The sequence below is a fragment of the Sporosarcina sp. SAFN-010 genome, from assembly GCF_059415065.1.
Genome location: NZ_JBPFDS010000012.1, coordinates 12,961 through 38,184 on the forward strand (window position 1 = coordinate 12,961; position 25,224 = coordinate 38,184).

Genomic DNA, 25,224 nt, shown 5'->3' on the forward strand with positions numbered 1-25,224 from the left:
CATTTCGAGCTTTATGAGCACTTTCCTGGGTTTATGATCACTTCTCGAGCTTTATGAGCACTTTCCTGGGTTTATGATCACTTTACAAGTTTTATGAGCACTTTCCTGGGTTTATGATCACTTTACAAGTTTTATGAGCACTTTCCTGGGTTTATGAGCACTTCCCTGGGTTTATGATCACTTTCCAGCATTTATGATCACTTCTCATGCTTTATGAGCACTTTCCAGCATTTATGATTACTTCTCATGCTTTATGAGCACTTTCCAGCATTTATGATCACTTCTCATGCTTTATGAGCACTTTCCAGCATTTATGATCACTTCTCAAGATTTAAGAGCACTTCTCCACTCTCTCGTGAAGGTTCATACCAATCCAGCAAGTACTCTGCTTCGTCCACATCCATCTGCCTCAATCGGACGTCGTGAACCCCAATACCTGACTTCACATTCATATGAATGGTCGCGACCCGTTTACGACGTTGAAAAATTGTTTGCCGCAAGTGCGCTGATTGAATTCTTTTGCGCATCGTATAGGATGTTTCTAAACTAAATCCCCGCGAGCGCATGGTAACCTGACTGCCACTCACCCGATACGCAGCCGAGCGGTGTTGCCAAACTCCAAATGCCATAACGAGGGGTACAATGAGAAGCGAAAACAGTCCATAAGGATAGAAGAACCAGCCTAATAGCACAATCCCCGGAATCATCCAGATGAAGTCAATCCGATAGTAGAACCTACGCCCTCGTTCAGGCAGTTTCTTTGCAGGCTCACGTAAATCTAGCTCAGGAAAAATAGCTTGTAGAGGTTCGTACAACTCTTTCTTCTTCACAAGAGGAAACAGCTGAATTTTAGAACCATCTCCTGCAGCGCCTGCACTATGCACTAGTACACGTCCATAGCCAAATATTTGTCGAAGAGGGTTTTCAACAAAACTTACACTTTGAATCCGACTAAGCGGGATCGTGGTACGTTTTTTCTCGAGTAGCCCGCGTGTTATGATCAGCTCTTCCTCTGTTACACGAACGGTAAACCCATAATACGAGAAAAACGTCATCGCGACAGACAGTAGCCACGCGACGAGCAAGCCCACAAGAACTAAGAGGACAATAATAAATACACCGAACTTAATAAGGCCAGCAAGCTCGTCACTCACTTTATCAAGCGGCAAAAATTCACCGAACTGGGATAGAAATATAGCCACCCCTGAAAAAATGACACCGATCCCCCCAGACGTCGTGGCAAGGAGAACTAGTTGCTTCGGGTTCAAAGAAAACACACGCTTCTCAGCAGGTTCTTCCTCAATCAATTCTGCACTATCTATCCCAACCTCAAGTGCGTCTCCTGCTTCCTCAACTTTTCGTTTCTTCCCCTCGGCAATCCGTTTCTTTATCAAATCCGCATCTTCACGGGTAACAGCCGTCAACTCTGCCTCAGCTTCTCCTCCAGAAGAAGCGGCGGTTTCCACTTGCACTTTTACAAGTCCAAATGGACGATGGAAAATTCCTTCTGTGTAATTTAAACTTTGAATTCGTTCAAAAGGGATATAGCGTTTCTTCCGAACGAACAATCCCGATTCGATTCGCAACTCCCCGTCTTCAAACCAGTACGAAAATCTTCGCCATTTAATGAAGCCACTGGAAAGTAAATAGACGACTAAAATAACGCCTAATACCAAAGACCAATTGTCTAGAATCCATATTCCAGAGTCATTGTTTCTACTCCCCGATATCAATACGACCACTAAAGGTAATATTGCTTCTTTTAAAGCTTTCAGACTTTCAACCAAAACCGTAACCCAATGCAGTTTGTAACGCGGCTCAGACATCGTCTTCCGCCACCTTTGCCAACGCCGAAATACGATTGCGTAATTCATCTGCCTCCTCAGTTGCTAGTGCAGGAATTGAGTGAACCGTCGCTGCAGAAGAAATCGATATCGCGGACAAGTCATATTTCTTCAATATCGGACCTTGAGCCGTATCAACGTGTTGGACACGCACCATCGGAATTAGCGTACGAGTGACGATGAAAATTCCGTGTTGCAATTCTATTTCTGACTCTCTCACTTCATAGCGCCACCTGGACCATCTAATCTTAGGAAACAGATAGATGAATAGCCATCCGTATAATACGACAACAGAAGCAGCAATTATGTATACCCACCATGGCCAATCAAAGATAACAGTTAACGTACCCGCACCTATTGCAAGCAACAGCACAACAGCGGTTTGCAGCCAACCATAGAGACGCCATACAGTTAAGCCTTTCTTCGATAGTTTGTTCGCAGGTTCTTTTCTCACATCGATTCCTCCCTATCTATTACTAGTGTATACGATTGACGAAGATAGATGTTTCAAAAAACTAAACAAAAAGCTCGGGAAATGCACATTTTCTTGTGCACGTCCCGAGCTTTCCATTTATATAGTTAGTGATTAGCGTTCAGACCGTCCGCCACGTGAGCGATCCCGGTTTCCGCCTTCACGACTGCCGCCACTGCGTCCATCGCGACTACCACTGCTGCGTCCGTCACGGCTTCCACCGCTGCTGCGACGTTGGCCACCACTGAATCCACGGCCACCACCGTGTGAGCGATTGCCGCCACTGCGATTGCCTTTGTATCCGCCACGACCTCCGCCGCTGCCGCCACGTGATGGCAATGGACGTTCTTCTGTAATTGATACAGGAGTTGCGTCTGGCTCGTTTGTTAAATGTTTCAATGCTGCAGCAACTAGGTCAGTTGCATCGTATTTACTAAGAAGATCTGTTGCAAATTGAACATAATCATTCAACTCATTCTTTTGAACAGCTTCAGCAAGCGTCTCGACTGCAACTTTTTGTTGGCCAAGAAGCGCTTCGTCAGATGTTGGTGGCTGAAGTGGATTCATACGCTTTTTCGTTGTTTCTTCCACAATACGAAGGTAACCCATTTCACGTGGTGTTACAAACGTAATAGCCATACCACTCTTACCAGCACGACCTGTACGGCCGATACGGTGAACATAGCTTTCAGGATCCTGTGGAATATCAAAGTTGTAAACGTGAGTTACTCCAGAAATATCAAGTCCACGAGCAGCAACGTCTGTTGCAACTAAAATGTCGACTTTACCTTCTTTGAATTGACGCAAAACAGACATACGTTTCGCTTGTGTCAAATCACCGTGGATTCCTTCTGCAATGTATCCGCGAATGTTGAGTGCATGTGAAAGCTCGTCAACACGGCGCTTTGTACGACCGAAAACGATCGCAAGTTCAGGCTGTTGAACGTTCAACAAACGAGATAGAATATCGAACTTTTCACGTTCTTGTGACTTCACGAAGAACTGTTCAATGTTTTCAACAGTCATTTCTTTAGACTTGATTTTAACGATCTCAGGGTTTTTCATGAACGTTTCCGCGATTTTACGGATTGGTCCAGGCATAGTTGCTGAGAATAGCAATGTTTGGCGCTCTGCAGGAACATTCTCAAGAATTGAGTTGATGTCCTCGATGAAGCCCATGTTCAACATTTCATCCGCTTCGTCCAATACAAGTGTTTGAACGCCGTCAAGCTTCAATGTTTTACGCTTAATGTGATCCAAAATACGTCCCGGCGTACCGACAACGATTTGTGGATTGTTTTTCAAAGCACGGATTTGGCGTGAAATTTCTTGTCCACCAAATACAGAAAGAATGCGAGCACGTTTTCCGTAACCGATTTTATAAATTTCTTCAGAAACCTGAATCGCAAGCTCACGAGTTGGCGCGATGACAAGTGCCTGAACTGCAGGGTTGCTTGTATCGATTTTTTCGATCATAGGGATACCAAATGCTGCTGTCTTACCAGTTCCCGTCTGTGCTTGACCGATGACGTCCTTGCCTTCCATTCCAAAAGTAACCGTACCTTCTTGAATTGGAGTAGCCTCTTCAAAGCCCATTCTCTTTAGAGAGTCTTGTGTAGATTTACTGATATTAAGTTCTGAAAATTTCGTCAAACTTCTCAATCTCCTTTGTGTTTTCCATTTGACAATTGGTTACATTTGCAAATGAAAGCGCGGCAAATCGGAGCCTTATGCTTATTGGGTATGTTTCCGAACGTATACAAATCTAATATAGGAAATCATCCTATGATCTCGACTATTTAGATGTAGTGGATGAAAGGAAAGCCCGGTCTTTGCCGAGCGGTTCGATAGAGGATTCTCCTCTTTAGCGGCATTGCCGTCAAACCGTTTTATTCAAAAAAAAGCACTCTCCACAAAAGGAAGAGTTCTGCGTAAATGTATCCAATGCTCATGCTAGTTTACCACAATAAAGTCGACATCGCAAGCTATACACTCAGCCTAAACAAGTCTGTTGTTCATCTTCCCGACACATAAATTCAAGTACCTTTTCAAACCACTCCGCGCAATCATCACTGTAACAAATGTGGTGTTTCCCGTTATCAGAGAAGATTAGCTGCTTCGTTGAAGAGCCGAGCGAATGATAGAGCAAGTGGGCACTTGAATACGGGACAATACTATCCTGCTTGCCTTGTACAATACAAACAGGCACTGTGATCCTGCTATAATAGGGCTCAATTTGTTGTATAATCCGTGTAAATTGATAAGCAGAGCGGATCGGCGTATTGGCCAGTTTATAGCGATACAAATGATAAAATGTGTTTGGTGGGAAGTGTCGAACTACCGGCTCGGAAAGTAAAATCGCAGCATCAGCTAATAATAACCGAGGTGAGATATATCTTGCAGCAGCACTCAGTAAGACGAGACGTTCGACAGGATACCGAAGCGCTAGATATAGCGCAATCAGACCTCCCATCGAAAATCCGACCACAAAAATTCGATCCGTTTGCTTACTCAGGCGTCTGTATGCGAGTTCCGCTTCCATTAGCCAGGCTTCTGCAGTGATTTCAGCTAGTCTGCCTCCTGGTTCATGCCCAGGCAATACTGGGATTTCGAACATCCAGTCCGTCTTGTCCTTCAAATACTGGACGAACGGGCGAACTTCAAATGAGCCACCCGTAAATCCATGCAGAATAATTACACCTGTTTTCACGGATTACGCCTCCGTTTCCAGTACACCTTTCAACACGTTTTCAAGCGCCATCCCACGAGATCCTTTCAACAAGATAATGGATTGATCGTTGATGGATCCAAGTAGTTTCTCCACGATGGGTGCATAGTCATTCTCTGTCCAAATCAGTTCCACACTCGTTTTTCGCGCTAAAAGTTTTTCATATAACCAATGCATTCTAGGTCCGTATAAGGCAATTCCCTTCAACTCTAGGTTGGCAAGTTGGTCAGCAACTGATTCATGGAAATGTCGTTCATCTTGTCCAAGTTCCAGCATATCGCCCAACACTACCCACTTATCATTACGGAGTTCTGTTTGGCCAATGAACGTCAAAGCTGCACGCAACGACGTAGGGGCGGCATTATAGGCATCATTTATGAACAAGGCTCCACTTTTTGCTGTTACTGGCTGCATGCGCATCGGTGTTAAGACTGCATTCAGTAGCGCACTTCGGATCGATTCGTCAGTCATGCCTAGTTTTTTAGCCACCAGCATTGCTGCTAGTGCATTTTTAACTTGATGCTCACCGTAGACTGGAATGACAAATTGACCCTCGATTTGACCTTGAACAGTAAACTGACTACCTTGTTCGGTCACTTTTATATCTTTCGCTAAAACATCACACGCGCCCCCATAGCCGAATGCATGTGCATCGAGATCTGGATGTAGATCTACAAGCGTTGTAAGAAGCGGTTCATCGCCATCGTAGTAAAACACTCCACTTGAAGAAAGCCCATCGATAATTTCGAATTTCGCTTTCGCAATTCCCTCGCGACTTCCGAGATCCTGCATGTGAGCTTCACCGATATTCGTAATAATTGCGATATCAGGCTTTGCTAATTTAGAAAGGAATGAAATTTCCCCAAAACCACTCATGCCCATTTCCAAAACAGCCACTTCTGTATCTTCTTCTAGGGAAAGAATTGTCAACGGCATCCCAAGTTCGTTGTTGAAATTCCCTTCTGTTTTACGGACCTCAAATTTCGCGCCTAAAACACTCGCAAGTAAATCTTTTGTCGATGTCTTACCGTTCGAGCCCGTGACACCAATCACTTTACATGTGAGCTGTTCGCGATAGCTACGAGCAAGTTGCTGCAAAGCAATCTCTGCATCTTCTACAAAGATAAGTGGAATGTCTACAGGAGGGTTCGGTTCATCGGCAAGCCATAGCGCAGCAACTGCACCATTTTCGATAGCTGAACGGACATACACATGACCGTTTGCATGTTCTCCACGGAATGGGATGAACAACTCACCTTCCTGAATATTTCTCGAGTCAATGGTTGCTCCTGTCACAGTAATACCTTCTAAAAGCTGTCCAGAAGCACCCAACCAGCTAGCTAATTCAGTCAATTTTCGTTTCATTAGTTATCCCACTCAATCCATTGTGTATTGTATCTTTTGTTTTTCTGCATGGCGTGCGATCGCCAATTCAATAAGACGGTCAATTAGTTCCGGATAACTTACGCCAGTATGTTGCCAAAGTAGTGGGAACATACTCGTTGGTGTAAATCCAGGCATCGTATTGACTTCATTGATGAGTACTTCGTCAGTTTCAGTTACAAAGAAGTCCGCGCGAACGAGTCCAGAACAGTCGAGTACTTTGAATGCACGGTATGCCATGTCTTTCATGTGGTTTGCAACGTCATCAGGTACATGTGCAGGAATTACTAATTCCGTATTACCGTCTTGGTATTTCGCTTCGTAGTCGTAAAATGCCGCAACAGGCTTGATTTCCCCCGGAACGGAACATGCCGGTTCGTCGTTTCCTAGTACACCCATTTCGATTTCACGTGCCGTGACCCCTTGTTCCACAATTATTTTTCTGTCGAATTTTAGCGCAAACGAAATCGCTTCTTTCAAACTCCCCCGATTGTCCGCTTTGCTAATACCTACGCTTGAGCCTAAGTTAGCCGGCTTTACAAATACCGGGTATTCAAGTGTTTGCTCTGCAGCGTCTAATAGACGCGTTTCATCTTTCTCCCACTCTGAACGAATGAAATGGACATAAGGTACTTGTGCAAGCCCAACTTGAGCAAACAATTGTTTCATGACGACTTTATCCATCCCTGCTGATGAGGCAAGAACACCATTTCCCGCATAAGGTATATTCATCACTTCAAAGAGACCTTGAACTGTTCCATCTTCCCCATTTGTTCCGTGAAGTAGTGGTAGGATGACATCCGGCTTGCTTTCTAGCTGAAGAAATTGAGCGATACTATCCGGCTCGTTTGTTCCGTTCCCTTCCAAACGCAATTCTTCGATTGTTTTTGCAGGTGCCGCAAGAGATGTGCCCGTACGCCACTCCCCTTCAGGAGTTATGTAGATCGGCATCACTTCGTATGCTTCAAAATTGATTGCTTGTGTAGCTGCGCGCGCTGTAGACAACGAAACTTCATGTTCTGCTGATTTTCCTCCATAGACTAACCCTAGCTTTTTTTTCATAATAATCCCTCTCGATCCGTTAGTTTTCGTCTCACTAGTTTACCATGAACCGTGGATGAAGCTAGAAAAAACCTCTCTCTTCATCTATTGTTAGAGTAATAAGTTTTACAATGGAGAAACTTATCATTCCACGATCACGTCTTATGAACTACGTGAATCTTTGACCTAACTACGGTATACTTTACCGATTATCTCCTTAGGAAGGAGTTCCGCTTTGAAACTTTCATCCAAGTGGACAGATCGCTTTGACTGGACACTTGCTTTATTACTATTTTTGTTTTTTATCGTCAGTTTAACCGCAATTGGTTCTGCTCAAAACTCTGGACAGTACAACACAAATTTCATCCCCCTGCAAATACGTTGGTACGCCCTAGGTGCGTTTATCATTTTCGTTATGATACAGCTCGAACCTCAACAATACAAAAAACTGGCGTTGCCCCTTTATGGCTTTGGAATTTTCCTTTTAGTATTTCTTATGTTGGCACCAGGTGGTGAAGATCAGATTGCAGAAACCCGTCTAGGTGCAAAGCGTTGGCTACATCTGCCTGTCATTGGAACGATTCAACCTTCAGAGTTCATCAAGTCTTTTTTCATCCTTGGATTAGCTCGAACAGTTAGTGTTCATCATGACCGTCATCCCGAAAAATCGATCAGGATGGATTTGATGCTGCTTGGAAAAGTAGGTGTGATGTTGTTGGTTCCGCTTGCTTTCATAATGAAGCAACCAGATTTGGGGACATCTCTTGTATTCATAGCGATTACAATTGCCGTCGTCATTGTATCTGGAATCTCATGGAAACTGCTCGGTCCGTTGATGGCGGTCGGCGCAACACTAGGAGCAACTCTTTTATGGATGGCTATATATGCACAGGATTTTTTACAGAAGCTTGGTTTTGACCCTTATCAATTTAAGCGTGTCTATTCGTGGCTCGATCCCTATTCGTATCCAGGTGAGGAAGGATATAACCTGATCCAGGCGATGACGGCGATTGGTTCTGGAGAGTTCACTGGAAAAGGATTCAAAGAAAGTGTTGTGTATATTCCTGAAAACCACACAGACTTCATCATCAGTGTAATTGGAGAAGAATGGGGATTCATCGGGGCAAGTTTATTGATCACACTTTTCTTCGTCTTCATTTATCATTTAACGAAAATCGCATTGACGTTGAAAGATACGTTCAGTATCTATGTGACGGCAGGTGTGATTGCCATGTTAGCTTTCCATGTGTTAGAAAACATCGGTATGAATATTCAACTGCTTCCGATAACAGGTATTCCTCTTCCTTTTATCAGCTATGGAGGAAGTTCCTTATTTAGTAATATGTTTGCAATTGGTTTGATTTTTAGTATACGATTCCACCAGCAAAATTACTTATTTGAAACAGAAGAATAGTAACCGAACAAAACAGGAAAATTTCCTCTTGTGGATTCGGGGGCGTTTTCGGTTATAATGAGTGACTGTAACTCTATGAAACGACAAAGGTGACAAATTATGAAAATACAACAAAGATCTGCGGACCGTTTCGATTGGCCACTAGCCTTTCTTTTACTTATGTTTGGAGCAATTAGTCTTATTGCTATTTCTTCAGCTCAAACGACAGGACAATATGGTACCAACTTTATACCGTCTCAAATCCAGTGGTATGTCGTAGGTTCGATTATTATTGCTTTTACAATGTACTTCGAACCTGAACAATATAAAAAAGCAGCATGGCTCATTTATGGGGTCGGTATTTTCGCCCTGTTCGTGCTGTTCATCCTCCCAGAAAGTATGGATCTTGTTGCTCGCCGTAATGGAGCAAAAAGTTGGTTCCACTTACCTGGCATTGGTAGTATCCAGCCTGCCGAGTTTATGAAAACATTTTTCATCATCGGTCTCGCTCGTGTCATTACAAAACACCATGAGAAGTTTACAGAGAAGACGTTGCAAACCGATTTCATGTTACTTTTAAAAATCGGCGTCGTCCTGATTGTGCCCCTATTTTTCATAATGATGCAGACGGATCTAGGAACAGCGTTAGTTTTCCTTGCCATCACTGCTGCTCTTACTATCGTTTCAGGCATTACGTGGAAAATCTTATTGCCAATCTTTGTGGGCTCTGCTTCAATTGGAGGCACAATGCTCTTTATGGCATTATATGCCCAAGACTTTTTAGCGTCACTTGGATTTAAACAGTATCAGTTCCAGAGGATCTATTCATGGCTCGATCCCTATTCGTATTCGTCAAATGAAGGCTTGCATCTGATTACTTCATTGAACGCAATTGGGTCTGGAGAGATTTTCGGTAAAGGATATAAAGACCGTGAAGTGTATGTACCTGAAAGCCATACAGACTTCATCTTCAGTGTTATTGGAGAGGAATGGGGATTCTTCGGTGCAAGCGTCGTCATTTGTCTATATTTCTTTCTGATTTATCATTTGACGAAAATCGCATTGGAGTTAAAGGATCCGTTCAGTACGTATATTGCTGCAGGGATTATTGCGATGATCACGTTCCACGTATTTGAAAATATCGGCATGACGATTCAATTACTTCCGATTACGGGGATTCCCCTTCCTTTCATCAGTTATGGAGGTAGTTCTTTGATGGGCAACATGCTCGCCATCGGACTGATCTTTAGCATGAAGTTCCATCACCGTACGTATATGTTCAACTCGGATGAGGAAGAATAAAAAACACGACCTAGGAATATTCCTAGGTCGTGTTTTTTAGTTATGGTTGGATTTGCGGGTCTTGCTGAGCTGGCGGTGTAAGTGCCTTCAGCATATCTAGACGCGATTTTGTCATTGTAGCGGAAACACCTAACTTCGCTAAGTTTGTGATGATCTTCTTCAAATCGATTTCTTTCGCCATCTGGTTCCACCTCAACCTTTCTATAGTGCAGGACGCACGAATTGGATGTAAGGTTCTATTTTGTTCAAAACGTGATGTTTTCTTTGTCTAACTTTATTATACCACGATTGTCAAGTTTTTAACCTTTCAATTATGTTACAAATACTCTTTTTTTGTAAATTTTATTGAGCGAACGTATTTGATTGACATACCCCCTACAGGTACATTACTATTAAATTAGAAAGAGGTGACGAATATGGTCCATGATGATGAACTTTTAGTTGCTGAAGAAGTTTCCTGCCGCAAAAGTCATCACCCTGATAGTGTCAAAACAAATCTTATTCACCGATTGAATCGAGTGGAAGGTCAAATACGTGGTATTCGCAAAATGGTCGAAAATGATGTGTATTGTGATGATATCATTACACAACTTGCGGCGACGCAATCAGCCTTGAATGGTGCTGCAAAAGTTTTGTTGGACGGACACTTAAAAGGGTGTGTGAAAGACCGCCTTGCAGAAGGTGATGATGCCGTGCTCGACGAACTATTGATTACAGTTTCAAAATTGATGAGAAAATAAGGGAGGAATTAGAAATGGAACAAACAACATTAACAGTAAAAGGCATGTCATGTGGCCATTGTGTAAAATCGGTTGAAGATAATGTAGGTAAACTTGCAGGTGTTGAATCCGTGTCAGTTAATCTGGACGCTGGAACTGTGCAAGTTTCTCATGACTCAACACAAGCAGACCGCAGCAAAATCGAAGAGACGATTGAAGAACAAGGGTATGACGTCGTTCAGTGATTTTTCCTGAAACCGTATGCTACTCGTGTGCGGTTTCTTTTCACCTTGTTGAGTTCACGAATATCGCTATTTGCTTTTTATTTTTCAAAAATTGATACCCCCTATAGGTATCTAAAAGGAGTTGTATGAGATGAATGAGAAACGAATGGATGTCCCAATCACCGGGATGACATGTGCAGCTTGTGCAAATCGGATTGAGAAAGGTCTTACTCGGATGGACGGCGTGCAAGAAGTCGCTGTCAATTTCGCAACAGAAAAAGCCGCAGTTACGGTGGATTCGGATGTTGCCGATTTGCCAGCCATCCGCGCTAAGATCCAGTCCCTCGGCTATGAAGTGACCGAACGACAAGTCGATCTACAGCTGACAGGTATGACATGTGCAGCGTGTTCTGCACGGATTGAAAAAGTACTTTCAAAAATGCCAGGTGTTTATAGTGTCAATGTGAACTTAGCACTGGAGACAGGTCGCGTTACGTATGACCCAACTGCACTTTCAGTAGAAGAGATTATCGGGAAAATAGAAAAGGTGGGTTATGGTGCTTCTGTCAAAGATGGAGACACTGTGACTGAAGAAGACCCTAGAAAAACTGAAATCCGGAAAAAAACGAGGATGTTCGTAATTTCTGCCGCACTTTCTCTGCCGCTGTTATGGACAATGTTTGCCCATTTCTCTTTTACTAGTTGGATGTATGTACCAGACTTGTTTATGAATCCTTATTTCCAGTGGATACTTGCGACACCAGTTCAGTTTTGGATTGGTTGGACGTTTTATAAAGGGGCATTCTCTGCACTTCGAAACGGAAGTGCCAATATGGACGTTCTCGTCGTTCTTGGAACGTCAGCAGCATATTTCTATTCAGTGTTCCTCGTTCTGACTGGCTCGAATCATGGCCTATATTTTGAAACAAGCGCAGTCCTGATTACGCTGATTTTACTAGGAAAGCTGTTTGAAGCACGCGCCAAAGGGCATTCATCTGACGCCATTAAAAAGCTCATGGGACTGCAGCCAACTATGGCAGTTGTCGAGCGTGATGGTGTCGCTTCAGAAATCCCGATTTCCGATGTGCAAGTTGGTGATGTGCTCGTGATTCGTCCTGGTGCTTCAGTTCCGGTAGATGCAGAAGTGCTGTCAGGTTCTTCTGCGGTAGATGAATCGATGTTGACCGGCGAAAGTCTACCTGTTGATAAAGTATCGGGCGATCTGCTGTATGCTGCGACTGTCAATGCGAATGGTTCCTTGCGGGTTCGCGCGAAAAACATTGGAAAAGATACGATGCTCTCTGGAATCATTCGAGTGGTTGAAGAAGCACAAGGATCGAAAGCACCAATACAGCGGTTAGCTGATAAAATCTCCGGCGTGTTCGTTCCAGTAGTAGTCGGAATCTCTGTCGTAACTTTTCTAATCTGGTACTTCGTTGTAACACCTGGTGATTTCGCCGAGGCGCTAACGAGCACGATTGCTGTATTAGTAATTGCCTGTCCATGTGCACTAGGGCTTGCAACTCCGACGTCAATCATGGCGGGGTCCGGTCGTGCCGCTGAGCATGGGATATTGTTCAAAACTGCAGAAGCTATGGAGCAGACAAAATCGATTGATACAATCGTGTTCGATAAAACAGGTACGATTACTAAAGGGACACCTGAAGTGACAGATTTCTGTGTTTCAGATTCATCTAAAAGGGAATCGTTAATAGCACTTGCATCGGCAGCGGAAAGTGATTCTGAACACCCTGTCGCTCGAGCAATTACAGCTTTCGGACAGGAAAACGAGGAGCGGATTCCAACAGTTGAAGAATTCGAATCCATTCCTGGTCACGGAATCCACTGTAAGATAGACGGCATTGAAGTATTGCTCGGTAACCAGAAATTATTGGAGCGCTTCGGCGTTTCGTTCGATGATGGCATTGCAGACACGGCTTCCCTTGAGAACGATGGCAAGACAGTGATGTATATGGCAGCGGATGGCGAGCATGTTGGTGTGATTGCTGTTGCGGATACGGTGAAAGAATCTTCTGCTCAAGCTGTGAAAGAATTGCATGCACTCGGGATGGAAGTCATTATGCTGACAGGTGATCAGGAACGGACTGCGAAGTCGATTGCAGCAACTGTCGGAATTGACCGGGTGATTGCGGGTGTGTTACCTGACCAAAAAGCACAAACGATTTTGGAATTACAAGCTGAAGGAAAACGTGTCGCGATGGCGGGTGACGGGATTAATGACGCACCCGCACTAGCTGTTGCCGATATTGGGTTGGCTATGGGCACCGGAACTGCGGTTGCCATGGAAGCCGCCGACGTCACGCTGATGCATGGTGATTTGTTACGGGTTCCAGACACACTTACGATGAGCCGATTGACTGTTCGTAACATTAAACAGAATTTGTTTTGGGCACTTGCATACAATTCGATTGGCATTCCGATTGCAGCTGCTGGATTGCTCGCCCCTTGGGTAGCTGGCGCTGCAATGGCGTTTAGTTCCGTGTCAGTTGTATTGAATGCGCTTCGGTTGCAACGCGTGAAGCTGCGTTCGTAATCTTGATATCGTTTAGGGCTGAAAGAAATGAGCGATTATCATTTCTTTCAGTTTTTTTATGGTGTTGCAAGCGGCTTTGGTTTTCAGAGACAAATTCCTATGTTCATGTATACTATAGAAATACAATACATTTCCAGAAAGGCGGCATACAATGGCAGGAATTATCACCTTTCTTACGATTGCAACACTTATTTTAAACGTCCTGCTTGCGGGAGTTCTTATCTTTTTAGAACGACGTGATGCTGCAGCTACATGGGCTTGGCTCCTTGTTCTATTTTTCATCCCTCTCTTCGGATTCATTATTTACCTACTGCTTGGAAGACAGTTGCGGAAGCGACACTTATTTCGCTGGTCGGGTCGAGATCGTATCGGTATCGAAACCTTAATCGACTACCAAATGGAAGCGATTGAAGACGAAACCTTCGAATTCCAGCTCGACGATACCGCACATTACCACGATATGATTTATTTACATTTAAGAAATAATCATGCGGTGCTAACACAAGATAACGATGTGGAAATCTTTAATGATGGCGCTGCAAAGTTTGAAGCGCTTATTGAGGATTTGGAAAGTGCAAAGGATCACATTCATTTCCAGTATTACATTATGAGACTCGACAAACTCGGTAGTAGGATTATGGAAGTTCTTGTGAGAAAAGCGAAGTCCGGCGTAAAAGTTCGTGTGCTCTTTGACGATATCGGATCGCGGGGTTTGCACGTCAAACATTTGAAGGAACTAACAGAAGCTGGTGGAGAAGCTGCAGCGTTCTTCCCTGCTATAATGCCGCTCATCAACCCACGTTTGAATTATCGTAATCACCGAAAAATCGTGGTTGTAGATGGTCGTATTGGTTATGTCGGCGGATTCAACGTAGGCGATGAGTATCTCGGAATGAGCAAGAAGTTCGGCTATTGGCGAGATACTCACTTACGCATCGAAGGAAGCGCAGTACATCCGTTGCAAACCCGGTTCCTTTTGGATTGGAATCAGGCATTGGCATCGAGTGAAGTTCAGTACAACGATCGCTACTTCCCTGTCATACCACGTAAAGGGTCTGTCGGGATGCAAATCGTTTCAAGCGGACCGGATGCAGAATGGGAACAAATCAAGGACGGCTATTTAAAGATGATCTTCATCGCCAAAGATTATATTTATATTCAAACGCCGTATTTCATTCCTGACGTTAGCTTCTTGGACGCGCTTCGAATCGCATGTTTGTCTGGGGTAGATGTGCGAATTATGATTCCAAATAAGCCGGATCACATGTTTGTCTACTGGGCGACATATTCGAATATCGGCAGCTTACTGAAGGCTGGAGCACGCGTCTACATTTACGAAAATGGGTTCATTCATGCGAAGCAGATTGTTGTGGATGATGAGTTGTCGACTGTCGGTACAGCCAATATTGACGAGCGAAGTTTCCGTCTCAACTTTGAGATCAATGCGTTCATCTATGATCGCGAGAAGTCGCGAGAACTCGCTGAGCTATTTGAACAAGACATTCAGTTATCGACCGAGTTGACTTACGATATGTATTTGAACCGCTCTCGTACGATTAAGATTAAAGAGTCGATTTCACGATTGTTGTCACCTATTTTATAAGTTATTGTGTATCGGGGTATCTCCTATTTGGAGGTATCCTGTTTTTTGATTTTTTGGATGGTTGCTTGAGCGGATTTGTGGTTTGCTTGAGCGGATTCCCTCCTGCTTGAGCGGATTCCCTCTCGCTTGAGCAGATTCCTTCTCACTTGAGCGGATTCCTCCTTGCTTGAGCGGATTTCCTCTTGCTTGAGCGGATTCCCTCTCGCTTGAGCGGACTCCTTCTTGCTTGAGCGGATTCCTTCTCGCTTGAGCGGATCCCCTCTCGCTTGAGCGGATTCCCTCTCGCTTGAGCGGATTCCTTCTCGCTTGAGCGGATTCCTTCTCGCTTGAGCGGATTCCTTCTCGCTTGAGCGGATTCCTTCTTGCTTGAGCGGATTCCTTCTCGCTTGAGCGGATTCCATAAAAACTAAGAACTTCAATGCACCTGCGAAACTCACCCCATAGAAAAAAGGACCGCGCTGGCGCAGCCCTTTTTCTCATTCTATTCCTAGGTATTCTTCGAGTGTGATATTTTTCTTGAAGATCTGTTCAGATATCGGCTTGCCAACATATCGGTAATGCCATGCTTCGTGCATGTACCCTGTAATATCTTCTTTGTGATTAGGGTAACGCAAAATGAAACCGTAGCGATGCGCATTTGCGAGCAACCACCTGCCTGCCTCTGTTGTACCGAACGATGAGGATGCCCAGTGCTTTTCGTGGTTCACTTCACCAATATCAAATGCCAGACCTGTTTGATGTTCTGAGTAACCAGGTCTTGCGCTGTAGCGATCTGCCGCTTCTATTCCGTCTCGATCCACATAACGGTTGTAAAGCGTCACTTGATAGTCGTAGGAACGATATGTGCTGAACGCGGTTAAGTTAAAATTGGAAAGCTTAGCTTCCGCAGCCATTTCTTCAAATGCATCGCGAGCTTCTTTACTTTCACCAGGTGCAAAGGTTTCCGGAAGCGGATTTTTTTTGTTGGCAATTAAGATGTTTTTTACATAGGTCGGTTCGCTTGGCAATTGCTGTCCCTCCACATAACCTCCATCAAAAGGTGTGTCATCCTCGCCTTTTTCTGCTGACTCTTCGGGAGGAGCCGGCTCTACTTCTGCAGGAGGCAAATTTTGTTCATCCTCTTCTTCCTTGTCTTCTGTCCCAGGGGAAGTTTCTGGTTTTTCACTATCAGAATTCGATAAACCTGCTTGTTCTAGCGTTTTCTCAACGTTCCAATCATTGGTGCCAATCCATATAATCAGTCCTACCAGAGCGGCTACAACAATTAGTAACGTCGCTTTTAGCCCTTTAGACCGCTTCTTGCTCGTTCGTCTTCTATCTTGTCTTCGCTTCATAAGAAATTTGCCTTCTTTCATATTGTCTCTTGCTATCTATTGTCAGATTCTTGTATTTTACAGGATCATTACAAACAGTCCATTTCATAGTCTACCATTTTTTCTATCTTAGGACTACTGTGCCTTTTTAATAGTGTGTGCTATGATTACTTTTTCAGCTTGATTTTTTTTAGATGAAGGATGATTCTATTGGCTAACCAACGATGGCTTTCTGCCAGTTTTTTTGTTTTCTTCTTTACGTGGGGAATCTTCCTTCCTTATTGGACCGGATGGTTGACCATTGAAAAAGGTCTCACTGTTTCTACAGCCAGTGTCATCATGGGTATCGGAATGGCAGCAAGAGCGCTCACTACTTTTCTCGTATTCCCTCTATTAACCCATAGACACTCTCTACGTAGAGTGGTTCAAGGGTTAGCGATCCTCTCACTGTTACTCGTCATTCTCTACTTGCCTGATTCTCCATTATGGGCACTTGCAGCAATCACGATTTTGTTCAGTGCGGTTTATCCTATGATTTTGCCTGCTGTCGAGAGTGGTGCAACTCTATTAATGCAGTCTGAGCGGATCCATTATGGGAAAAGCCGTTCGTTTGGATCAATCGGATATACAGTCGCTTTACTGCTCGTTGGTGCGGCGACGTCCATTTGGAGCGAGCAATCGATTTTGTATTTAATGATTGTCGGCCTTGCTGTCGCGGTTCTTTTTTTCATGAGAGGTGCACCAGCAGTTCTTGATATGGCACCTGAGCGCACTTCTTCCAATGTTTCTCAGACCAAGTTAAGGACGTTATTTCAAACAAAAGGGTTTCTGGTCGTAACAATATTAGCTGTCTTACTCCAAGGGGCTCATGCTGCGTATTATAGCTTTGGTTTCATTTACCTGGATGACCTGAATGTTTCAGGATTTTGGATTGGGGTTATTTTAAACGTTGCTGTGTTATTCGAGATTCTTTTTTTCCGCGTTTCAGATCGAATGCTAGCAAATGTAAAGATTTCAACGATGTTTTTAATTGCAGCGATTGGTTCAACCGTTCGTTGGATCGTTGTATTCCTCTTTCCCATTACAGCCGTGTTCGTTGTTACTCAAATGTTGCATGCAATTTCTTTCGGTATTGCACATTATGCATTCATCCAATATATATCCACTCGTCTTCCAAAACAGCAGATCGCCTCTGCGCAAGGCATGTATGCAGCGTTTGCTATGAGCTTGAGTACAGCTTTTTTAACGATTCCTGCAGGGTATTTATACGATATTTCTCCAGGTCTCGCTTTTTTAGGAATGGCGGTATGTACAATCCCTGCCATCTTTATCGTTCTCTTTACTCGACGAAAGCTTGCGTATTAAAAAAGGAAACAGCAGCGCTCTATGCGCAATGCTATTTCCTTTTTTCATCCTAACAATCTTAAAAATAAGATGACTGCGAGGGCAATCGCAAATAACATGGAGAGCCCTTGCATCCACCGGGACTCACGTATCATCCCTTGATTTTTGAATTGCCTTGCACGCGCACTATTCGTGAGAGCAAACAGCGCAACCATGCCAATCAATGCATTTTGTAAATCTAGCTTGATGATAAAATAGAGTGAAAATGCGCCAGCTAAGACAATACCTATTCCATAAATCCATTTACTGTTCATCAGCATATTCCTCCATTTCACAGTTAGGATTATGTTCTATAGTTAAAAAAGAAGCCGGAGTAAGCTCTCCGGCTGGTTTAAAGACTATAATTACTTACCTTTTTTCTTGTTGTTCTTATGCTTCTCATCTTCTGGATCAACGATTTCAACATCAACATGACCGTCAGCTTCAACAGCTAGTTCTGCTGCAGTATGTTTGTAGTAGAATTTACGTCCAAGGTACGTTTGGAAAATCATAAACAGACCCCCTACAGCCCAGTACAACGGTAGAGCTGCCGCCACTCTATACGAGATGAACATAATCATTATTGGTGAGATATAGACAAATAATTTCATTTGAGCTTTCTGCTGCTCTGGCATTGTCCAAAGAGAAACTCTTGCTTGAACGAAGTACACAGCACCTGCAACAAGCATCATAATCATATCGGGTTTACCTAGCTCAAACCAGAGAAATTGATGACTTTTCACTACATCATCGGCATACAAAATCGCAAAGTACAGACCCATGATGATTGGCATTTGAATTACTAATGGAAGACATCCCATGTTTAACGGATTCACGTTATGCTTAGAATAGAGACCCATCATTTCTTGTTGCAACTTCATCTGTTCTTCTTTGTTGCCTGCTTCTTTTGCTGTTTTCATCTGTTTTTGGATCGTTTCCATTTCAGGTTTCAACGCATCCATTTTCACTTTCATTTCTTGCTGTGATTTGTAGTTTTTTAACATGAGTGGCATTAGGATTAAGCGAATTCCCATCGTGATAACGATGATCGCGAGTCCATAGCTTCCGTTAAATGCTTCTCCTAGAGTATGAAGCAACCAATCCATCGGTTTTACAAAAATTCCATAGAACGTCCCTCTTTTTTCCTCAACACTCGTACAACCACTTAACAACACTGCAGCTGTAGCCAACATCGTTATAAATCCAATTCTTTTTTTCACGAAATCCACCTTCACTATTTTTCAAACTATTAGCAATCCGGATTTTCATAGGAAAACGCTGATCGGCTAACGGGATTTTTTTAATTATTAACATTCGTCGTCTCTTCAAAAAGTATACCCTATTCCCGTTCACAATTACAATGAAACCTATCATGAAAACACCGATTTCATATGGACAATACAAAAAAACCTGCATTTGGTGACAATTTAGACACTTTGCAGGTTTTGTAATAGATATGGTGATTAAACACGTGTTATTTAGATAAGATGTTCGTGGTCAGATGTTTTGTTCTAGTAGTTCGTTAGTTTTGTTTCGATTTTTCAGAGTCCGATTTCGCTTCTTTGGACTCAAGCTCGTCCGTAATTTCTTTGTCTTCTTTTTTGTGATAAAGACCATCTTCTTTAGAGCCTTTCCCTTTATCTTCAACTACTTGGTTGTAGTAATGAACGCTAGTTTGAGCCCCTTCACTCACCATTTTATTGTCCTGGAAATCGTACGGATCGGACATGCCACGTTTAGTTTGATCTGAGTAGTCTGCTTTTTTAGATTGAACAAAAGAATCGACTTTCGTAACTAAATTATTTACAGCTACTTGTGCTTTGTCACGGTTCTCTTTTTTACTGAAATACGCATATGCTCCAGCTGCAATTGTTGCAAGTAAAATACCATTACGTTTTTTAGCCATGAAAATCAAACCTCCAAATTTTTACTTAACTTTTAGTATGGGTCCATGTAACAAGTATACCCCACTTCTACTTTGCCAAACGCAATGAACATTTCATTTTCATGACAAGTCTGACTATCGCTAGTTTTCGATACCTGCATTTGTTATGATGAGAGAAAGGAATGACGAGGTGAAAGCGCAATGATTCGACAAATGATTGAGGAAGATATTGCTGCCGTTCAACACATTGCCCGTGCCACTTGGAAAGATACGTATAAAGAGCTGTTACCCGAATTTGTTCAACAAAAATTTCTCGATAGCGCTTACTCAACTCCTATGTTATTGAAGCGTATGGAAAAGACAGAGGTTTTAATCGCTGAACGCGACGGACGTGCTGTTGGATTTTTCAACATGACTCGGATTGATGTTGATGGAGATGCCGAGCTAACCGCACTTTATATCCTTCCAGACTATCAGCGACAAGGCATAGGGATGGAGCTATTTACTGGTGCATTGACGCTACTGAATGGTGCTATGAAGCTATTCGTATACGTAGATGATTTAAATGATCCCGCAAAAGCATTCTACGAGAAGCTTGGGTTTGAGTTACTTGAAGTATTTGATGAAGACTTTGAAGGGGTTCCGGTTGAAACAGCACAATATGTTTATATGATTCGGCAATCCGCTTTATGCATCTAATTCAAAAACGTCCTATTCGGAAACTACCGAACAGGACGTTTTTTTATTGTTTACAACGGACGCATTCCACCATCTTCAGGTGGTGTGTCAGTAATGATTTGTTCATCTGGAACCATTGTTTTAGGTTTCTTAGTCAAGCAAAGAATACCTGCGATATAGAGTAAGATTGAAGTAAGAGATAGAATACCTCCTGTTAATCCTCCAAGGATAAACATGATTCCTGCAAGTTTCGGATTTTTGTTATTCCAAATTTTGATCAATCCGATAATAGTAAGTACTAAACTGATGATCAGGAATACAACTCCGAGCCAGAGGAAGCCACCAAGTGCATCAAAGATGTTGAAAATCATATCAATATCTGCAGGCGTCATTGTAGGATCTGAATAGAAATCCATTTCCATTTCTGTACGGAGTTCGGGATTATTGCTAAACATATTAAATATAACCGCACCAAAAATGGATGCTATGACTCCAAATACGGTAAATACCAATCCTATGATTCCTAATACTTTTTCTGCCGTTCGATTCATTTACATCGCCTCACTTTTTCTAGTTGTAGTCTACTATACGACTGAAATCACAAAACGTTTCATTTTTTGGTTACTTCTTAAAAAAGCGGAGCGCCTCAACACAGCGTTCCGCTTTTATATTTCGTTATGCTTTCACATCGTTGTATTCTTCGTATCGGTTAAACGCGGTTACTACGTATGAACATACCGCTTCCATCTTCAAGTTGTTTTCCCGAGCATATTCAGCTGCACGGTCTAGAAGTTTTTTCGCAACGCCTCCACCACGGAGTTCTTCCGAAACGAAAGTGTGATCCATGACCATGACATCTCCGAGAAGTGTCCACGTAATTTCAGCTAGCGTTTTACCACCTTGCTCATTGCGAAATGCATACGCATCTCCGCCAAGATCTTTGTATTCAAATTCCATGAGAACAGCCTCCCTTTTAATTGGATGATTCGGGTATTTAGATAGTTCAACGATACTTACTTAGTTATTGAAACACGGATTTCACTGAATCCACAAGCCCTTGGAAAAATTCTTTGACTTTATCCCAAAAACCAGGATCGATTTCACCTAATTTATCTTTAACCTTTGAAGCCATATCATCCAGTTGCTGTGAGAATTTCGAGAAATCTATATCTAATTTACTAATCCGGTCCATCAAGTCAATTAGCAATTGACGATCTGCATCACTTAGCTCGATTTTGTGCTTCTCTAGTTGTTCTTTGACAATTTTTTCGACGTCTTCTTTAGTCGCAGGGTTTTTCTCAGAAATCTGCTGTTTAATATCCGTCAATAGTACGGCTACTTTGTCTTTGTCTACACCTTTTTCAGACAACGTCGTTGCAACGTCCAATTCGTCATTGGCTACATCCGTACGTTCCTTATCCAGTGATTCTCCGCTTACTTCATAGGCTTTATAGATACCGACCAATGCAGAATGCCCAGTTACTTTCTTAGGGGCAGCCACTTCCACTTTAGCATCTTCAATCCCTGCAGTCAGCATTGCTGTCGCGTACATGTCTGGTGTGACTTGAGTTATATTATCTTGCGTAACGATTGAAATCACAAGCCCTTTGCCTGCATCTTGTCGCATGATTTTTGCTGAAGAATACATGCGTGCATTCGGATCGCCGTCTTTAATATACGTAACTAAATCTTTACCTGTCACTTCAATTTCTTCGACTTCAGCTTCCTCGTCAACTTTCAGACTCTTTTTCACACTAGCCTTTTCGTCATCGGAAAGGTTGGCACCGTAAACTACGATGGGTACTCCTAGCTTCTCATTAATAGTTGCATCCGCTGAAGCAATGTTCGGTAACAGCAACCCTACAGAGAGCATCAATGCAAGACTGGCAGTAAGCGTTCGTTTCATAATCTTACCTCCTTGTTTCCAATACATACGAAATTTGCTACTAAAAGGTTCCCGTTACGCTTTAAGAGACGTCCATCCATCACGCTGTTCGATTTTCCCGTCTTTCATCAATCTTCCGAGTGCGCGTTTGAAAGCGCCCTTACTTAGGCTGAACATTTCCTCGATTTCCTCAGGTGTCGACTTATCGGTAAATGGCATTTTACCGTTAGTCTCTTGTAAATATGCGTAAATCATTTCCGCGTCATCATCCAAACGTTCCTGCTTTCGCGGAAGTAGAGAACCGTTTAACGTGCCGTCTTCTTGTACATCGATGATTCGGACTGCTAATTCTTCTCCTAGACGCGGTTCTGCAGCCATTTCGCTAGCGTGAATGAAGATCCGGAAATTATCCGGAATGCTAAGCAAGAAAGCACCTACAGGCAACAAGCGATACGGACGAGCGGTTAAATTATCATTCATGCGCCATTGTTCAGCAACGCCGATGACATCCAATACGCGTTCTTCCGTTGCCAGACGTCCGAAAATCGTTCCAGCTGGATCCGTACGAAGCGTCATATACAACGCATCATCAATCTTTGGCCATAGCTTACGGACATGCGGCAGATCCGCTTTGTTCACGAGTACTTCGAAGGCTGCACCAATATCAACGTATGCTCCAAATTTGTCATCTACCCGTAACACCCGTGCCCATCCGTATGTCCCCATCGTCATGTGCGGCAATTGCATCGATGCTGCGAGTTCTCCGCGTCGGTTCATGAAAAGGAAAACGTCTGGAGTGTCTCCTGATTGTAGTGTTTCCGGTGCTTCCGAAGCGTTCATATACAATTCTGTTCCATCTAAATCGAGTGACCAGCGTGAGCCTTCAAGCTCCAGTACTCGAACTTTTTGAACTGTTCCTGCAAGTGTATTTGTCATCTTATTCTCCCATTTCCTTAAATAATTGTTAGTAAACTTATTCGTTACGTTGTTTGAGTGCAGTCACGAAGCTTTTGTCTTCGTTCATTGCTTGTACAAGATCTGTTATTCGATCCATCGCGTCCCAGCTTAGGTGATGTTCAATTCCTTCTACATCTCCGTATATGTTTTCTTCCTTCACTCCGATAATTCGTAAAAATTGCTCTAGCAATTCATGCCGCTGTACTAGACGTTCGCCAAAATTACGACCCCGAACGGTTAAGCTGATATCTTTATAGCGTTCATAAATGACGTAGCCTTCTTTGTGCAATCGCTGCGCCATTTTCGTAACGGATGAAGGAAGGACAGCAAGCGATTCTGCGACGTCCGAAACTCTGGCCTGACCTTTTGCTTCAATTTGCAAGTAAATTTGTTCAATGTAGTCTTCCATACTCGGTGTTGCCAATCCAAGCACCTCCGGTAACATTTTATAGCCTAATATCCTGAAATAATTTTTTTTGTGTTTAACACATTTTGTTGCTGGGTATCTAAACAACATAACCAATTCAATCACAAACTCGAAAGGAGTGAACAACACATGGGTAAATTACTTTGGATTATCATTGTAGCACTAATTGCATTCTGGTTGCTTGGACTAGTTTTCAAAATCGGTGGTGGCCTTATTCATATCTTGCTCGTCATCGCATTAATCGTATTTATTCTTAATATGATTTCTGGCAGACGGTCAGTTTAAATAAAGGGATGTCGGTTTTCTCCGACATCCCTTTTTCACGTTTACTGGCTGATTTTTGCATATACGACTGTGTTTCTCAACTGTGTGCCATCAGCCGACCGATCATCATTTTTCAGCACAGCTTCTAGTTCAAAGCCTGCCCGTTCTGCAACGGCACGGCTTTTTTTGTTGAGTTCGTCGCATCGAATCTCCACTCGGCGTGCACCTAGTTCGTCAAATGCAAATTCCGAAATTCGTTCTACAGCCTCTGTCATATACCCTTTTCCTTCAAACCCATTTGCTAACCAGTAGCCAATTTCAAGTTTCGGAATTGACCAATCGATTCTATGCAATCTTGATGAGCCAATGAAGTCACCTGTTTGTTTTTCGAACAAGTGGAGTCTGAGATCTTTTTTTGTGATGAAATCTGCAATTTCCTGCCGCATCCGTTGTTCTGTGTCCGCTAGATTTTGAGGCTGATGCGCCCACGACATCCACTGACGCAGAGTAGGTAAAGTTTGAAGAATTGCGTTATTCACGTCTGAAACATCATTTAGTGAAGGCATACGAATCAGCAAACGTTCTGATTCAAATTGGTCCGGGAAATCAGGGATTCCTTGAATCGTCTGCGAATTTTCGTTATCTTCCCAGACTACTGGAGTTTTCTCCCCTGCCATATAGTCATCTCTCGTGATTCCGTAAGTAATAGCATCGTAATATCGGCCTTCTTCTGGAGAAAACCATGCTTGCCTCAAATGTCCTTCTTTTACAAAGCCTGACCGTTCGAACGTCTTGCGCATCGCTAGATTGTCATGTCGCGTGTGACCTGCCAGCCGGTTTTTCCCCTCCGGCAAACCAAACACATAATCTGCCATGAGTCGCAGTGCGCTTGCTCCATATCCTCTGCCTCGATAGCGATCAGCGATACGTAGATCGAACAAGGGGACATCGTCTTGTAAGTCATGGATTTTTGCGATGCCCACTTTTTCTCCGTTGTCGTTGACGAGCCAAAATGTTTTGACTTCATCTGACTCGTATCCACCTTCTCGGATTGCTTTTTCGATCAACTCGCGACCCGAATTTTCTTGCATGTGAAATGGCCATGTATTTGTTGTCATGAAGTGGATCAGCTGTTCTTGCTCCACCATTGTCCATTCTTTAAGTTGCAT

27 protein-coding genes are annotated in these 25,224 nt (G+C 43.1%); 9 read left to right on the plus strand and 18 right to left on the minus strand.

Annotation, left to right across the window (positions count from 1 at the left end; genetic code table 11):
* Positions 1-317: 317 nt before the first annotated feature.
* The 6 genes from ACR65F_RS13425 to ACR65F_RS13450 all read right to left on the minus strand — a co-directional run bounded on the left by ACR65F_RS13425 (position 318) and on the right by ACR65F_RS13450 (position 7,489).
* Positions 318-1,826: a PH domain-containing protein gene (locus ACR65F_RS13425; protein ID WP_440504711.1), complete on the minus strand. Its 1,509-nt coding sequence runs from the start codon at positions 1,824-1,826 to the stop codon at positions 318-320.
* Complete coding sequence (locus ACR65F_RS13430; RefSeq protein ID WP_039044394.1) at positions 1,819-2,298, minus strand: PH domain-containing protein; 480 nt, start codon at positions 2,296-2,298, stop codon at positions 1,819-1,821. The genes ACR65F_RS13425 and ACR65F_RS13430 overlap by 8 nt, the downstream gene beginning before the upstream one ends.
* 132 nt (positions 2,299-2,430) lie before the next feature.
* Positions 2,431-3,969, minus strand: a complete 1,539-nt coding sequence (cshA, locus tag ACR65F_RS13435) for a degradosome RNA helicase CshA (protein WP_039044395.1) — start codon at positions 3,967-3,969, stop codon at positions 2,431-2,433.
* A 340-nt stretch (positions 3,970-4,309) separates the two neighbouring features.
* The gene (locus tag ACR65F_RS13440; protein WP_440504712.1) at positions 4,310-5,026 is read right to left on the minus strand and encodes an alpha/beta hydrolase; all 717 of its coding nucleotides are present in this window, start codon (positions 5,024-5,026) and stop codon (positions 4,310-4,312) included.
* 3 nt (positions 5,027-5,029) lie between these two features.
* The gene (locus ACR65F_RS13445; protein WP_440504713.1) at positions 5,030-6,409 is read right to left on the minus strand and encodes a UDP-N-acetylmuramoyl-tripeptide--D-alanyl-D-alanine ligase; all 1,380 of its coding nucleotides are present in this window, start codon (positions 6,407-6,409) and stop codon (positions 5,030-5,032) included.
* 12 nt (positions 6,410-6,421) lie between these two features.
* The gene (locus ACR65F_RS13450; RefSeq protein WP_440504714.1) at positions 6,422-7,489 is read right to left on the minus strand and encodes a D-alanine--D-alanine ligase; all 1,068 of its coding nucleotides are present in this window, start codon (positions 7,487-7,489) and stop codon (positions 6,422-6,424) included.
* 214 nt (positions 7,490-7,703) lie between these two features.
* Between ACR65F_RS13450 and rodA the strand changes: the two genes are divergently transcribed.
* Both rodA and ACR65F_RS13460 read left to right on the plus strand, forming a co-directional pair.
* A complete protein-coding gene (gene rodA / locus ACR65F_RS13455; RefSeq protein ID WP_440504715.1) occupies positions 7,704-8,882 on the plus strand; it encodes a rod shape-determining protein RodA in 1,179 nt (392 codons plus the stop codon).
* 99 nt (positions 8,883-8,981) lie between these two features.
* Complete coding sequence (locus ACR65F_RS13460) at positions 8,982-10,163, plus strand: FtsW/RodA/SpoVE family cell cycle protein (RefSeq protein WP_039044400.1); 1,182 nt, start codon at positions 8,982-8,984, stop codon at positions 10,161-10,163.
* 40 nt (positions 10,164-10,203) lie between these two features.
* Here ACR65F_RS13460 and ACR65F_RS13465 read toward each other — a convergent pair whose 3' ends face one another.
* Complete coding sequence (locus tag ACR65F_RS13465) at positions 10,204-10,344, minus strand: Lmo0850 family protein (RefSeq protein ID WP_172643597.1); 141 nt, start codon at positions 10,342-10,344, stop codon at positions 10,204-10,206.
* Between the two features lie 235 nt (positions 10,345-10,579).
* Between ACR65F_RS13465 and ACR65F_RS13470 the strand changes: the two genes are divergently transcribed.
* From ACR65F_RS13470 to cls, 4 genes are all read left to right on the plus strand, one after another.
* Positions 10,580-10,903 carry a metal-sensitive transcriptional regulator gene (locus tag ACR65F_RS13470; RefSeq protein WP_039044401.1) on the plus strand — a complete coding sequence of 108 codons (324 nt, stop codon included), beginning with the start codon at positions 10,580-10,582 and terminating at the stop codon, positions 10,901-10,903.
* A 14-nt stretch (positions 10,904-10,917) separates the two neighbouring features.
* Positions 10,918-11,127 (plus strand): copper chaperone CopZ, encoded by a 210-nt coding sequence (gene copZ / locus ACR65F_RS13475; RefSeq protein WP_039044402.1) that lies wholly within the window; start codon positions 10,918-10,920, stop codon positions 11,125-11,127.
* Between the two features lie 130 nt (positions 11,128-11,257).
* The gene (locus tag ACR65F_RS13480; RefSeq protein ID WP_440504716.1) at positions 11,258-13,660 is read left to right on the plus strand and encodes a heavy metal translocating P-type ATPase; all 2,403 of its coding nucleotides are present in this window, start codon (positions 11,258-11,260) and stop codon (positions 13,658-13,660) included.
* Between the two features lie 151 nt (positions 13,661-13,811).
* Positions 13,812-15,263, plus strand: a complete 1,452-nt coding sequence (gene cls / locus ACR65F_RS13485; protein WP_039044404.1) for a cardiolipin synthase — start codon at positions 13,812-13,814, stop codon at positions 15,261-15,263.
* A gap of 23 nt (positions 15,264-15,286) precedes the next feature.
* Here cls and ACR65F_RS13490 read toward each other — a convergent pair whose 3' ends face one another.
* Positions 15,287-15,664: a hypothetical protein gene (locus ACR65F_RS13490; protein ID WP_440504717.1), complete on the minus strand. Its 378-nt coding sequence runs from the start codon at positions 15,662-15,664 to the stop codon at positions 15,287-15,289.
* Between the two features lie 75 nt (positions 15,665-15,739).
* A complete protein-coding gene (locus ACR65F_RS13495; protein WP_440504718.1) occupies positions 15,740-16,597 on the minus strand; it encodes a M15 family metallopeptidase in 858 nt (285 codons plus the stop codon).
* A gap of 180 nt (positions 16,598-16,777) precedes the next feature.
* Here ACR65F_RS13495 and ACR65F_RS13500 point away from each other — a divergent pair, with 180 nt between their 5' ends.
* Positions 16,778-17,941 carry an MFS transporter gene (locus ACR65F_RS13500; RefSeq protein ID WP_440504719.1) on the plus strand — a complete coding sequence of 388 codons (1,164 nt, stop codon included), beginning with the start codon at positions 16,778-16,780 and terminating at the stop codon, positions 17,939-17,941.
* Positions 17,942-17,985: 44 nt separating this feature from the next.
* Here ACR65F_RS13500 and ACR65F_RS13505 read toward each other — a convergent pair whose 3' ends face one another.
* From ACR65F_RS13505 to ACR65F_RS13515, 3 genes are all read right to left on the minus strand, one after another.
* Complete coding sequence (locus ACR65F_RS13505) at positions 17,986-18,234, minus strand: hypothetical protein (protein WP_039044574.1); 249 nt, start codon at positions 18,232-18,234, stop codon at positions 17,986-17,988.
* A gap of 90 nt (positions 18,235-18,324) precedes the next feature.
* A complete protein-coding gene (gene yidC / locus ACR65F_RS13510) occupies positions 18,325-19,179 on the minus strand; it encodes a membrane protein insertase YidC (RefSeq protein ID WP_052246026.1) in 855 nt (284 codons plus the stop codon).
* Between the two features lie 302 nt (positions 19,180-19,481).
* Positions 19,482-19,865, minus strand: coding sequence for a YbyB family protein (locus ACR65F_RS13515; protein WP_039044575.1), 384 nt, complete (start codon positions 19,863-19,865; stop codon positions 19,482-19,484).
* A 180-nt stretch (positions 19,866-20,045) separates the two neighbouring features.
* On the opposite strand from ACR65F_RS13515, the gene ACR65F_RS13520 reads away from it, so the two are divergent.
* A complete protein-coding gene (locus tag ACR65F_RS13520) occupies positions 20,046-20,543 on the plus strand; it encodes a GNAT family N-acetyltransferase (protein ID WP_039044576.1) in 498 nt (165 codons plus the stop codon).
* 50 nt (positions 20,544-20,593) lie between these two features.
* Here the strand turns inward: ACR65F_RS13520 and ACR65F_RS13525 are convergent, their stop codons facing one another.
* The 5 genes from ACR65F_RS13525 to mntR form a co-directional block, all read right to left on the minus strand.
* Complete coding sequence (locus ACR65F_RS13525) at positions 20,594-21,073, minus strand: DUF4064 domain-containing protein (protein WP_052246027.1); 480 nt, start codon at positions 21,071-21,073, stop codon at positions 20,594-20,596.
* Positions 21,074-21,197: 124 nt separating this feature from the next.
* Positions 21,198-21,479 carry a GNAT family N-acetyltransferase gene (locus tag ACR65F_RS13530; RefSeq protein ID WP_039044577.1) on the minus strand — a complete coding sequence of 94 codons (282 nt, stop codon included), beginning with the start codon at positions 21,477-21,479 and terminating at the stop codon, positions 21,198-21,200.
* Positions 21,480-21,543: 64 nt separating this feature from the next.
* Complete coding sequence (locus ACR65F_RS13535) at positions 21,544-22,428, minus strand: DUF1002 domain-containing protein (protein WP_125101454.1); 885 nt, start codon at positions 22,426-22,428, stop codon at positions 21,544-21,546.
* Positions 22,429-22,482: 54 nt separating this feature from the next.
* Positions 22,483-23,343, minus strand: coding sequence for a CvfB family protein (locus tag ACR65F_RS13540; protein ID WP_125101453.1), 861 nt, complete (start codon positions 23,341-23,343; stop codon positions 22,483-22,485).
* A gap of 37 nt (positions 23,344-23,380) precedes the next feature.
* Positions 23,381-23,788, minus strand: coding sequence for a transcriptional regulator MntR (mntR, locus tag ACR65F_RS13545; protein ID WP_025785473.1), 408 nt, complete (start codon positions 23,786-23,788; stop codon positions 23,381-23,383).
* Between the two features lie 132 nt (positions 23,789-23,920).
* Between mntR and ACR65F_RS13550 the strand changes: the two genes are divergently transcribed.
* A complete protein-coding gene (locus tag ACR65F_RS13550) occupies positions 23,921-24,076 on the plus strand; it encodes a lmo0937 family membrane protein (protein WP_156138007.1) in 156 nt (51 codons plus the stop codon).
* A gap of 41 nt (positions 24,077-24,117) precedes the next feature.
* On the opposite strand, the gene ACR65F_RS13555 is transcribed toward ACR65F_RS13550, so the two are convergent.
* Positions 24,118-25,224 (minus strand): GNAT family N-acetyltransferase, encoded by a 1,107-nt coding sequence (locus ACR65F_RS13555; protein ID WP_440504720.1) that lies wholly within the window; start codon positions 25,222-25,224, stop codon positions 24,118-24,120.

Excerpts from the sequence above, each read along its gene's own strand:
- ACR65F_RS13425 (WP_440504711.1), bottom strand. The coding sequence starts at position 1,826 with ATGTCTGAGCCGCGTTACAAACTGCATTGGGTTACGGTTTTGGTTGAA.
- ACR65F_RS13445 (WP_440504713.1), bottom strand. The coding sequence starts at position 6,409 with ATGAAACGAAAATTGACTGAATTAGCTAGCTGGTTGGGTGCTTCTGGA.
- ACR65F_RS13450 (WP_440504714.1), bottom strand. The coding sequence starts at position 7,489 with ATGAAAAAAAAGCTAGGGTTAGTCTATGGAGGAAAATCAGCAGAACAT.
- ACR65F_RS13460 (WP_039044400.1), top strand. The coding sequence starts at position 8,982 with ATGAAAATACAACAAAGATCTGCGGACCGTTTCGATTGGCCACTAGCC.
- ACR65F_RS13465 (WP_172643597.1), bottom strand. The coding sequence starts at position 10,344 with ATGGCGAAAGAAATCGATTTGAAGAAGATCATCACAAACTTAGCGAAG.
- ACR65F_RS13470 (WP_039044401.1), top strand. The coding sequence starts at position 10,580 with ATGGTCCATGATGATGAACTTTTAGTTGCTGAAGAAGTTTCCTGCCGC.
- copZ (WP_039044402.1), top strand. The coding sequence starts at position 10,918 with ATGGAACAAACAACATTAACAGTAAAAGGCATGTCATGTGGCCATTGT.
- ACR65F_RS13480 (WP_440504716.1), top strand. The coding sequence starts at position 11,258 with ATGAATGAGAAACGAATGGATGTCCCAATCACCGGGATGACATGTGCA.
- cls (WP_039044404.1), top strand. The coding sequence starts at position 13,812 with ATGGCAGGAATTATCACCTTTCTTACGATTGCAACACTTATTTTAAAC.
- ACR65F_RS13490 (WP_440504717.1), bottom strand. The coding sequence starts at position 15,664 with ATGGAATCCGCTCAAGCGAGAAGGAATCCGCTCAAGCAAGAAGGAATC.
- ACR65F_RS13495 (WP_440504718.1), bottom strand. The coding sequence starts at position 16,597 with ATGAAGCGAAGACAAGATAGAAGACGAACGAGCAAGAAGCGGTCTAAA.
- ACR65F_RS13500 (WP_440504719.1), top strand. The coding sequence starts at position 16,778 with ATGATTCTATTGGCTAACCAACGATGGCTTTCTGCCAGTTTTTTTGTT.
- ACR65F_RS13505 (WP_039044574.1), bottom strand. The coding sequence starts at position 18,234 with ATGAACAGTAAATGGATTTATGGAATAGGTATTGTCTTAGCTGGCGCA.
- ACR65F_RS13515 (WP_039044575.1), bottom strand. The coding sequence starts at position 19,865 with ATGGCTAAAAAACGTAATGGTATTTTACTTGCAACAATTGCAGCTGGA.
- ACR65F_RS13520 (WP_039044576.1), top strand. The coding sequence starts at position 20,046 with ATGATTCGACAAATGATTGAGGAAGATATTGCTGCCGTTCAACACATT.
- ACR65F_RS13525 (WP_052246027.1), bottom strand. The coding sequence starts at position 21,073 with ATGAATCGAACGGCAGAAAAAGTATTAGGAATCATAGGATTGGTATTT.
- ACR65F_RS13530 (WP_039044577.1), bottom strand. The coding sequence starts at position 21,479 with ATGGAATTTGAATACAAAGATCTTGGCGGAGATGCGTATGCATTTCGC.
- ACR65F_RS13535 (WP_125101454.1), bottom strand. The coding sequence starts at position 22,428 with ATGAAACGAACGCTTACTGCCAGTCTTGCATTGATGCTCTCTGTAGGG.
- ACR65F_RS13540 (WP_125101453.1), bottom strand. The coding sequence starts at position 23,343 with ATGACAAATACACTTGCAGGAACAGTTCAAAAAGTTCGAGTACTGGAG.
- ACR65F_RS13550 (WP_156138007.1), top strand. The coding sequence starts at position 23,921 with ATGGGTAAATTACTTTGGATTATCATTGTAGCACTAATTGCATTCTGG.
- ACR65F_RS13555 (WP_440504720.1), bottom strand. The coding sequence starts at position 25,224 with ATGCAACTTAAAGAATGGACAATGGTGGAGCAAGAACAGCTGATCCAC.